This window comes from Petrocella sp., from assembly GCF_059865615.1.
The window spans coordinates 1-10,682 of record NZ_JCBCDA010000050.1 but is presented as its reverse complement, the minus strand read 5'-3'; the positions used below and the strand labels follow the sequence as shown (position 1 = coordinate 10,682).

Annotated in this window: 7 protein-coding genes, 2 pseudogenes and 1 other annotated feature; of the genes and pseudogenes, 5 read left to right on the top strand and 4 right to left on the bottom strand. The window is 39.2% G+C overall.

What is annotated here, in order from left to right:
* Positions 1-14: 14 nt before the first annotated feature.
* From AC6F8J_RS06220 to AC6F8J_RS06210, 3 genes are all read left to right on the top strand, one after another.
* Positions 15-1,325: an extracellular solute-binding protein gene (locus AC6F8J_RS06220; protein ID WP_500721843.1), complete on the top strand. Its 1,311-nt coding sequence runs from the start codon at positions 15-17 to the stop codon at positions 1,323-1,325.
* Between the two features lie 202 nt (positions 1,326-1,527).
* Positions 1,528-2,433 (top strand): ABC transporter permease subunit, encoded by a 906-nt coding sequence (locus AC6F8J_RS06215; protein WP_500721842.1) that lies wholly within the window; start codon positions 1,528-1,530, stop codon positions 2,431-2,433.
* Positions 2,433-3,293 (top strand): ABC transporter permease subunit, encoded by an 861-nt coding sequence (locus AC6F8J_RS06210; protein WP_500721840.1) that lies wholly within the window; start codon positions 2,433-2,435, stop codon positions 3,291-3,293. The genes AC6F8J_RS06215 and AC6F8J_RS06210 overlap by 1 nt, the downstream gene beginning before the upstream one ends.
* Positions 3,294-3,402: 109 nt before the next feature.
* Here the strand turns inward: AC6F8J_RS06210 and AC6F8J_RS06205 are convergent, their stop codons facing one another.
* The gene (locus AC6F8J_RS06205; protein ID WP_500721839.1) at positions 3,403-3,969 is read right to left on the bottom strand and encodes an HD domain-containing protein; all 567 of its coding nucleotides are present in this window, start codon (positions 3,967-3,969) and stop codon (positions 3,403-3,405) included.
* Between the two features lie 319 nt (positions 3,970-4,288).
* Positions 4,289-4,542, top strand: a binding site (T-box leader).
* Positions 4,543-4,623: 81 nt separating this feature from the next.
* Between AC6F8J_RS06205 and ilvB the strand changes: the two genes are divergently transcribed.
* Both ilvB and metA read left to right on the top strand, forming a co-directional pair.
* A complete protein-coding gene (gene ilvB / locus AC6F8J_RS06200; RefSeq protein WP_500721838.1) occupies positions 4,624-6,294 on the top strand; it encodes a biosynthetic-type acetolactate synthase large subunit in 1,671 nt (556 codons plus the stop codon).
* 144 nt (positions 6,295-6,438) lie between these two features.
* A complete protein-coding gene (gene metA, locus AC6F8J_RS06195) occupies positions 6,439-7,347 on the top strand; it encodes a homoserine O-acetyltransferase MetA (RefSeq protein ID WP_500721836.1) in 909 nt (302 codons plus the stop codon).
* 273 nt (positions 7,348-7,620) lie between these two features.
* Here metA and AC6F8J_RS06190 read toward each other — a convergent pair whose 3' ends face one another.
* The 3 genes and pseudogenes from AC6F8J_RS06190 to AC6F8J_RS06180 all read right to left on the bottom strand — a co-directional run.
* Positions 7,621-7,746 carry a hypothetical protein gene (locus AC6F8J_RS06190; protein ID WP_500721834.1) on the bottom strand — a complete coding sequence of 42 codons (126 nt, stop codon included), beginning with the start codon at positions 7,744-7,746 and terminating at the stop codon, positions 7,621-7,623.
* A gap of 310 nt (positions 7,747-8,056) precedes the next feature.
* A pseudogene (locus tag AC6F8J_RS06185) lies at positions 8,057-9,211 on the bottom strand (IS6 family transposase).
* A 102-nt stretch (positions 9,212-9,313) separates the two neighbouring features.
* Positions 9,314-10,682, bottom strand: a pseudogene (locus tag AC6F8J_RS06180) (IS1634 family transposase); the annotation flags it as partial.

Genomic DNA, 10,682 nt, shown 5'->3' with positions numbered 1-10,682 from the left:
AGGGAGGAACAAAAATGAAAAAATTGTTAACAATGATAATGGTACTTGCAATGGTAACAGCATTGTTTGCCGGCTGTGGGAAAACAGAGACCCCAACAACAGAGACAGAAACGCCGGAAACAGGAACAGAGACAGAAGCACCAGCATCAACAGAGGGACAAAGCGTCGTCATCTATCAGAACAAAGTAGAGATTGGTGAACAACTAATGGCATTTGCAGCCCTGTATGAAGCGGAGACAGGCGTAGAAGTTACGGTCAAAACCTCTGGCGGTGACACACCATACGCAGAGAACCTAAAAGCAGAATTCCAATCCGACAGACAACCGGACATCTATGTCATAGAAGGAATGGGCGGATACAACACATGGAAAAGCAAACTCACACCATTTGAGAATGAAGAATGGATGGATTTAACAACACTAGAATTTGCAGTAGACGGTCAAGTATATGGGTTCCCAGTAGCAGTTGAAGCATGGGGAGTGGCATATAACAAAGACATCTTAGACCAAGCTGGTGTAGACCCTGCAACCCTAACATCACAAGCAGCGTACAAAGAAGCTTTTGAAACAATCGACGCAATGAAAGACGAACTCGGTCTAAAATCCGTAGTAGCGATGGCAGCAGGCCCAGACATGAGATGGGTAACAGGCTTACATAACTTTAACGGCTATCTATCAGCAGGACTAGAGTATGGTGATACCACCGTACTTGACAAGCTCAACAACGGTGAAGCAGACGTAGAGCGTTTAACACAGTATGCAGACTGGGTAGAACTCCTCTTTGCATATGCAGATACAGCTGTATTATTAACAGGTAACTATGATGCTCAAGTTGGTCAATTTGCAACCGGTCAAGCAGCCTTTGTACACCAAGGAAACTGGATTGACCCATGGTTAACAGACAATGGGGTAGACTTCCCAATGGGCTTTGCACCACATGCATCTGTATATGGAGAGCACAACGCCATCTTCATAGGCGCACCATCTTACTATGTACTAAACAGTGACAGTACGAACCAAGAAGCAGCAAGAGCCTTCCTAAACTTCATGGCAACAACAGAAGCAGGTCATAACTATATGGTTAACGAAGCGAAAATGGTACCTGCATTTACAAACGTAACCCTCGTACCGGACACCCCTCTATCAGCCAACGTAACAGAGTGGTTGAATAAAGAAAACGGTGCCTACACATGGTTACAAAACGACATGCCGGACGGATTCGGAATGGGAACCATTGCACCACTTTATGAAAGCTATGCAAAAGGTGACTTAGACAAAGCAGGCTTCATAGCAGAACTTGTAGCAAAAATAGAAGAAATCAAGTAAAACAAAGCGAAAAAGTAGAAGAAACATTTGGGAAGGGTGTGTGTAAGACACACACCCTTCTTATGAATTAAAAGGAAAAGGCACAAGGACAAGCAATGGGGACATTCCTTTTAATTCATAAGAAAAACCCCATAGATAGGGTAAAATGTATAACCAATAACCAGTAACAACAAACAAAATGACCGAGGGAGAAGGAAAACGTATGAACAAAAAAACAAAAGAAAAACTGGTATTCTGGCTATTTCTAGTACCGGCCTTATCAAGTTTCATCCTCGTAGTAGTCGTACCATTTTGTATGGGTGTCTATTACTCCATGACAGACTGGACAGCTGTAGCAGGACAAGAAGCCAACTGGGTAGGCATAAGTAACTACAAAAACATGTTCAGTGACCTGGCATTTAGGTATTCCTTTTTAAGAACCTTCCTATTCACCTTGCTAAGCGTAATCTCAATCAACGCAGTGGCCTTAACACTGGCCTTTCTCGTCACAAGAGAAATTAGATTCAAAAACTTTTTCAGAGCAGGCTTTTTCATCCCCAACTTAATCGGGGGACTGGTACTAGGGTATATCTGGCAGTTCATCTTCAAAAGTGTCGTACCCTCCATTGGAACATTGCTTGGCATAGAAGCCTTAGAACAAATCCTCATCCTAGCAGAACCCAACTTAGCCCTTTTTGGACTCATCTTTGCCTTCACATGGCAATACGCCGGGTACATCATGATGATTTATGTAGCGGCCCTGCTTAATGTGCCACAAGAGCTCATAGAAGCCAGCCAAATCGATGGTGCCAACTTCATCCAAAGACTTAGAAGCATCACCATTCCCATGATTGCACAAGCCTTCACCATCACCTCCTTTTTAACCTTGGTCACCTCCTTTAAGCAATACGACATCATCGTCGCCTTAACCAACGGAGGACCAACCGCCATCTATCAAGGCACCACCGTCAACTCAACGGAAATGTTGGCCGTGCACATCTATAGTGTCGCCTTCAAATACAACAACATGGCAGAAGGCCAGGCCAGAGCCATCATATTCTTCATCGTCCTATCGGTGGTATCCATCGGCCAGGTCTACTATAATAAAAAGAAAGAGGTGGAAATGTAATGGGTGTCAAAAAAAATACGGTCAACACAATTTTAACCATCATCACCTTCATCCTTTTTGTCATCATCATGTTTCCTTTCTTCATCGTCATCATCAACTCAGCCAAATCATCCTTAGAAATCATCACCGACCCCATATCTTTGCCAAACCAATGGAGTCAACTCTTAGTCAATATCAATGACATATGGAACAGACCAAGCATCAGATACTCATCAAGCGTATTCTCATCGGTCATCATCACCGTAGGCTCATTGACCACCATAACCATCTTCTCCGCCATGTCAGCATGGGTATTGGTTCGAACCAAAAGCAAACTATCCACCATCATCTTCTTAGTCTTCTTAAGCGGACTCATCATACCCTTCCAAGTGGTCATGTTTCCACTGGTCGCCTTCTTTAGAATAATCTATGAAGCAACCGGCATAAGAATGCTTAGAACTTATCATGGTATGATCATCGCCTACATCGGATTTGGCGCCCCGCTTGCGGTCTTCATGTTCCACGGGTTCATCAAATCGATACCCTTAGAGCTTGAAGAAGCAGCCACCATAGACGGCTGTAGCCGTCCCCAGATTTTCTTTAAGATTATCATGCCCATACTGCGGCCTATATTTGTAACGGTCATCATCCTAAATGCCATTTGGATATGGAACGACTTCTTGTTACCTTCCTTAATCCTCGGTGTCGGTCAAGATGTACAAACCATACCCCTAGCCATCAGAGCCTTTGCAGGATCTTTCGTTAAGAAGTGGGACCTAATCATGACGGCAGTGCTCATGGCGGCTGCACCCATTATCGTCGGCTTCCTGTTTGCCCAAAAACATATCATCAAGGGCATGGTTGCAGGTTCTATCAAATAATGTATTGAGATTATATTAAACCAAATTATATATGTTTTAAAAAAGAAGTAGATTCAAAAATATGAATCTACTTCTTTTCATAACCAATAAGAGGGTGAAAAGTCATATTTTACACTAAACTAAACCCCATTTTATTCAGCTCATGTTCCCACTCGACAATGCCTTGAATCACATTTTCCATATGGGTGTCCAGATTGACACCTAAATCGCTTGCACCTTTAATAATCAAGTCACGATTTACAGCTCTAGCAAAAGCTTTATCTTTAAATTTCTTTTTAATAGATTTTAAAGGAATACCATCAAAACTTTTATCAGGTCTTACATGAACATAAGCAAGAATAAAAGAAGATAGGCTATCCACAGCAAAGAGGGTCTTTGATATTAAAGAACCACGTGCTTCCAAATCCAACTTGCCATGCTGTTCTATTGCAATCAAAGAAGATTCAGGCAGATCAAGGTCTATAAGGTATTTACGAGCATGTTGAGGATGTTCTTTGGGATGTTTATCAAAATCAATATCGTGTAAAAGACCGGTAAGACCCCACAGATTAACATCTTCATCATATAACGAAGCATAAGCACGCATGGAACCTTCAACCGCCATACAGTGTTTGATCAAGCTTTCCGAGGTGACATGTTCTTTTAAAAGTTCAAGAGCAGAAGTTCTTGTAAGCATATAAGCCTCCTTGTAATATAATTCTATTTGGTTAAAGTCTCAAAACTAAGTTTCACTTATTTAACCTATTTGGTTAAGGCGTCAAAACTATATAGTTGAACTTTCACCTACCATATGTAGTTATGAATGGATCAACATAATCTACATATGATAGGCGAATTTAGCGAAACTTAGTTGTGACCCTTTAACCCTATTTAAAAGTATACTAAAAATAGTACATCATGACAATGAAAAAAGAATTTATCGATTCAACGCGTCAATTTATAAGTGAAAAAAATAACAATACTTGACAAGGGTTTATAAATCCATTAAAATGATTAAAAATGCAATGAAGAGGAAGAGTACTATATGATCGAAAGCAAAGAGAGAGGGCGATGCTGGGAAGTTCTCGAGAAGATTTGTAGGAATGTAGCCTTGGAGCAGTGAACTGAAATCTAAGGAGTAATCTAAGGAGATTAGGCTTCATCGGTAGCCCACCGTTATGAGGGCGATAATATCGGATTAGATCTCGTATTATTTGAGCGTGCGCAAGCAAAATTAGGTGGTACCGCGGAGCAACCCTTCGTCCTAAATGATAGGATGTATGGGTTTTTTATATTTTGACACTTTAACCATATGTTATAGTTAGAATAGAAATTGGAAGGAGTAATCACTATGAAATTAAATGGAGCGCAGATCGTAGTAGAATGTCTTAAAGAACAAGGGGTAGATTATTTATTCGGCTATCCGGGTGCGGCAACAATTAACATATATGATGAACTGTTCAAAAACAAGGAACATATAACCCACATACTAACATCTCATGAGCAAGGTGCTTCTCATGCAGCAGATGGTTATGCGAGATCAACAGGTAAGGTCGGCGTCTGCCTTGCAACATCAGGCCCTGGTGCAACCAATCTGGTGACAGGTATTGCAACAGCTTATATGGACTCAGTACCGATGGTAGCCATCACCGGAAACGTCAGTATACCTATGCTTGGAAAAGACAGTTTTCAAGAAGTGGACATTCAGGGGATTACCTTTCCGATTACAAAACATAACTATATGGTTAAAGACATTAATATTCTTGCAGATGTTATACGAGAAGCCTTCTATATTGCAAAATCCGGACGACCAGGTCCTGTCCTCATTGACATACCAAAAGACATCACATCTATGATGACAGATTATATAAGAAAAGAGCCAAGAGTATACGATAAGCCTCAAACCCTTCATATTCCTGAGAAGCTCGTTGAGATTATTAATAAAGCCAAACGTCCCATGATTATTGCTGGTGGTGGTGTTATTCGAGCAAATGCAAGCGAAGCCTTAATGACGTTTGCAGATAAGACAAAAAGTGCAATCGCCAACACACTTATGGGTATAGGTGCAACACCGTATAATCATCCAATGTACACCGGTAACATTGGTATGCATGGCTCATTAACATCGAATAGATTAATCAACGAATGTGATTTGCTGATGGTTATTGGCGCTAGATTTTCTGACCGGGTAGTGGGCAATGAACACAAATTTGCCAAAGAAGCAACTATTGTACATTTTGATGTGGACCCTGCCGAAATCAATAAGAACATTGTTGTCAATGAACATGTTATTGGTGATATAGAGACGATTCTTGTGTTGCTTAATGAGGTCATAGCAGTTAAAGAGGTACCTGAATGGGTGGACCATGTAGCTTATATGAAGCAAGAGTTTGGTCATAAGGTCAATTATGATACTGTGAATGTACCACATGTATTAAAACGTATCGCTGCACATTGTAAATCAACAGATATTGTGACCACCGATGTTGGACAACATCAAATGTGGACGGCACAACATTATCCTTTTATGTTTCCAAACAGGTTCCTTACGTCTGGAGGACTAGGTACCATGGGGTATGGACTTGGAGCAGCCATTGGCGCTCAGTTTGCCAATAAAAAAGATCGTGTTGTCATGATTACCGGTGATGGATCTTTTAAAATGAATTTCAATGAAATCATTACAGCGGTAAAACACAAGTTGCCAATTAAGATCTTCATCATGAACAACAATGCTCTTGGCATGGTAAGGCAATGGCAAAATCTTTTCTATGAAGATCGTTTTTCATCTACAGATCTTGGTGAGGATATCGAATACATAGGATTTGCAAAATCACTGGGTGCAGAAGGCTTTGTTATTGAATCAGTAGAACAGGTCGATGAAGTCATCAAAAAAGCCTTCAGTTCCAACAAAGTATCGGTTATCAATTGTAGAGTAGCAACAGAGAGTAATGTGTACCCAATGGTACCACCCGGATATGCGATTCATGAAGCCATTAATCAACCTGACCAAATAGTTAAATAGAACATAGGGGCTGTGAGCAACAGTCCCTATGTTTAGGATTACTCGAAAATATGAATCAAGCGTCTAGTCTTTACGAATTTTACATGGACGTGTATACTATTATTCATAGTATTTTTTGAAAAAAGAGAAAGTCGGTGAAAAATTATGCCTATTAAAATCAATAATGATTTACCAGCAAAGCAAGAACTGTTGGATGAAAACATATTTGTTATGGATGAGCATCGGGCCCATACTCAAGACATACGTCCCCTAAAGATTGTGATTATGAATTTGATGCCTCTAAAAGATCAGACAGAGCGACACTTATTAAGGCTACTAAGTAATTCACCTTTGCAAGTGGAAATAACCTTACTGGTACCGGAGACCCATCAGTCGAAAAACACCTCTACAGATCATCTGATTGCTTTTTATACAACTTTTAATGAAATAAAAGAAAATAAGTATGACGGTATGATTATTACAGGTGCACCTATAGAACAAATGCCTTTTGAAGAAGTTACTTACTGGGAAGAATTGACTCAGATTATGGAATGGACAAAGACCAATGTCACATCAACTTTCCATATATGCTGGGGTGCTCAAGCGGGCTTATACTATCATTACGGTATCGGTAAATACGATCTGGATGAAAAAATGTTCGGTATTTTTAAGCATAAGGTTGTCAAAACACATTCTCCTTTACTTAGAGGCTTTAATGATGAATTTTTAGTGCCACATTCAAGACACACCAGCATTCATAAAACACCGATTATAGAAAACGAACTTTTGGAACTTCTTGCTGAATCCGATGAGGCCGGTGTCTACATTGTCAAATCCGTAGATAACAAGCAAATATTCGTAACCGGTCATTCGGAATACGAAGCCGAGACCTTGAATCAGGAATATGTGAGAGACAAGAATAAAAACCTGCCCATCAAGATACCCATTAACTATTTCCCGGATGATGATGACCATAACAAGCCGGTCAACACCTGGCGTAGTCATGCCCACTTGTTATATGCCAACTGGTTGAATTACTACGTTTACCAGGTTACACCATATGAACTTGAGTAAAACAGGCGGAAACACTAGGTTTTACAAGGGTTACAACGATTTTTGAAACACGCAAGTTATCGTAAAATATCGTAACTTATGGTGCAAAATCATACTGAAATTGGATTAAAAATCAACAAGAAAAATGCAAAATAATATCCATGGTAATTATTTGAAAGTGTAAGCCAATAATAAAAATAAGCCATCAAAAAAGAAAAAAGCTATTGAGCTAAATGGAAACAGTGACATAAATCCATTTATTCGATAGCTTTTTTTGCTTGTATGATAATTATTTCAATTGCTAGCTTTTTCTATAAAAGAAGCTACAAATTCATAGTCTAAGACTTCTGCAATCGCTTCTAATTCTTTCATTAAAAAATTATTTCGTCGTAATTTATTAGCCATTGATTTACTTTCCATAATCTATCACGCTAAAAGAGTAACAAATAACGTACTCTCAAAAGATAGTGTAAAGTAACGTATGAAAAAAAACTGGTCAAAGAAAAAGGCTCAATAAGAACCTTAGAAATTGATAACTGGAGTTGAGTGGCAGCTTCCGCCACCCTTGACAGCTCATAAAAATAATGCTTTAGCATCGTTACCTACGGCGACGAACTCAAGAACAGATAGAATTCGCCGCCGTAGGATTAGGCAATGTAGCATTATTTTTAAGAGTTATCAAGGGTAAATCCCTTTGGGGTGGCTGGGAAGAACCCCTCTGGCTTAGAATCTAAGAACAGATAGAGTCATCGGGTTGTTGGTTTTGTAATTTTAGGATGGTTTGCTGACTAAGAAATATTAGGAGTTGCCATTTGCCAGGCATAGGAAGTTGTAATAAGCAACCCAGAGAGCAACGCCGTAGTTGGTACCATCATAGTTATCGTAACCACAAGTGACTCGACAAGAAATTTTAAATGAACGGTTGAGACGTTCGACAATCTGTTTAAAAGGACGAAATTCAGTGGAAACTGCATCATCATTCGTAAGGCCGATGACCTGAGTAATATCAAACTCTAAACCCCCCATTTTCAGCTTTTGGAAACTGTTGGGCAGCTAAAGGATAAGCGCTATAAGCGTCCGCAATGAAGTGAAATTTTTCAAGAAGTTTTTTAGATGCCTAAAGGCCATGCGCATAGCTATAATACACGGACCAACAGCACGGTTGTCAGAGACTTGATAGCAGATGATGGAACGAGAGATGGCATCCATGATAAACCAGATGTAACCCTTAAGGCCGCGCACTTTGATATAAGTTTCATCTGCCACCATTTTATTGGAGGTATTGTAATCATAGTGATCAACAAAAGGTTTGATAACAGTGGCAGCTGTTTTGGCATAGTTGGCGACCATAGTATTGGAGACCTGAATGTTATATAGATCTCTGAGAGTTTGGGATGTTTTGCGAAGGGATAGGCCGAGGTTTACATGAAAGGTTAATACGATCTTTCTTATGAAGGAGGGCGTGTCCGCAATAAGGACAAGGAAGCTTAAGTGGTTGATTGTATTTATTGGTAGGGTGAAAACGTGTCTGACATACCTTGCAGAGAACTTGCTCCTTAGAAGCATTATTCTTGTATAAATAAGGCAAAGGTGCGCCGCAAGGAGGACAATGACAATCTTCGGGAATATCACATTCGCTACGACGATTAACAGGCTTGACAGTATAGCTGTAGCGTTCCTGGTAGTATTGAATGAGAAGGTTATAATCCACTATTTCATAGTTGATTACCACAGGTAGAATATCAGTTTTGAACTTTTGATATTTAGGAGAACGAGAATCGTCAAAAGCCCACTGCTTAAGGGGGAAATATTTTGCGATAAAGAGAGTTAACCAGTAAATTTGTTTATATTGGTATTGGATTATAGTAAGAAGATACGTTATAATCCTGTCTTTGACAGTTGTGAGATGAAAAAAGCTTGGAACCCATTGAAAATACTGGGGTTCAAGCTTTTCTTGTTTATTCAAAAAGTGAATAATGTTTTTGTTTTTTGTCTGTTTGAAAATATTTTTAAAGCTTTTGTTCGATACAATCTGACAATCTGTTCTAAAACCAAAAGCATCATGTAGAGCATCAATTCATATCCCTTAACCCACTAATGATTTCATGACTCGTAAAAGCTTCTCCTAATCTTTTTTCAAGGAAGCGGTATAGTGTTAAAGCCAAGAAACAAGTGGTGAAATGAGCTTTTATGCGATCGTCTCTACTAAGATATACAGGTCTAGCTTTAAATTCGCTTTTCATAATGCGAAAGCACTCTTCGATTTCCCAACGTCTGTGATTCACTTTTGCAATAGCAGGTGCATCGTCTTCTAAATTTGTACATACCGCATAAAATCCATCAAACATTTCCTCTTTTAGAATAGTCTCGTTATCTATATCGTAAACGACTTTTTCCGCAATCTCACCATCGGGAGTGACGCTAGTGGATGTAATAAATCGTTTATAATCGTTTTGTTTCTTTTTCTTGATATCACTTGGGCGACCTTCAATGAGCTTTAAGGCTCTCTCTAATTGTCGATTTCGAATCTGACGCTGATAATCTCTGTATTTTAAGGAAAAGGTAACAATAAGCTTCTGCTCAAGTCCATCTTCTTTAATCCAGCGTTCTTTATAGAACGTTGTATTCAGATGACTTTCATAGGTATCCTTATCCTTGTCGAGAAGACGAATATCATAGGTGAGACTGCTGTTAGCACAGGACCATCCATTTGGATTAAGAGCCCATTCTTTTAAATGCCTCTTTAGTTTTTTAACCGACTGAGTCGTAATAAAAGCTCTTTCTTTGATGTTATTAAACTTACGGTTATCGGTAGAAGAAAGCCCGGCATCGGTGCAAACAATAAACTTTGACAACTTAAAGTCATTTAGTATTTTTTCTTCAAGAGGTCTTAATGTCGTTTGCTCATTTGTGTTGCCACTATGAATGCTAAAAGCAAGAGGAATGCCATCACCATCCATGAATAAGCCCATTTCGACAATCGGATTAGGTTTATGATCTTTACCATAACCGTATTGTTTAAGCCCATCTTCTTGCTCAATCTCAAAAAAATAATTGGTACAATCGTAGTAAAGAATGCGATCATTTCTTTTGGAAATGGATAAGCTATTTTTATAGAGTTCCGATTGAATAAAGTCGGTTTCTTTAGCGATAACCTCTAAAGCACGATAGACTTGATGCAATTCAAAATTTGCTTGTTCAAGAAGGGATTTAGCTTCTTGATAAGTATTGAGCTTGGAAGAAGGGAAAAGAATTCTACCATAGATAAGTCGTGAAAGAATCGAATCAAGGTCAAATGTAAATTTATAATTATTGGAGATTTCTTTGCTGATTCGGTGTAAACCTAACTGATGATA

What these genes read in the sequence shown, in the direction of transcription:
- AC6F8J_RS06220 (WP_500721843.1), top strand. Translation starts at nt 15, where the DNA reads ATGAAAAAATTGTTAACAATGATAATGGTACTTGCAATGGTAACAGCA.
- AC6F8J_RS06215 (WP_500721842.1), top strand. Translation starts at nt 1,528, where the DNA reads ATGAACAAAAAAACAAAAGAAAAACTGGTATTCTGGCTATTTCTAGTA.
- AC6F8J_RS06190 (WP_500721834.1), bottom strand. Translation starts at nt 7,746, where the DNA reads ATGGAAAGTAAATCAATGGCTAATAAATTACGACGAAATAATTTTTTA.
- metA (WP_500721836.1), top strand. Translation starts at nt 6,439, where the DNA reads ATGCCTATTAAAATCAATAATGATTTACCAGCAAAGCAAGAACTGTTG.
- ilvB (WP_500721838.1), top strand. Translation starts at nt 4,624, where the DNA reads ATGAAATTAAATGGAGCGCAGATCGTAGTAGAATGTCTTAAAGAACAA.
- AC6F8J_RS06210 (WP_500721840.1), top strand. Translation starts at nt 2,433, where the DNA reads ATGGGTGTCAAAAAAAATACGGTCAACACAATTTTAACCATCATCACC.
- AC6F8J_RS06205 (WP_500721839.1), bottom strand. Translation starts at nt 3,969, where the DNA reads ATGCTTACAAGAACTTCTGCTCTTGAACTTTTAAAAGAACATGTCACC.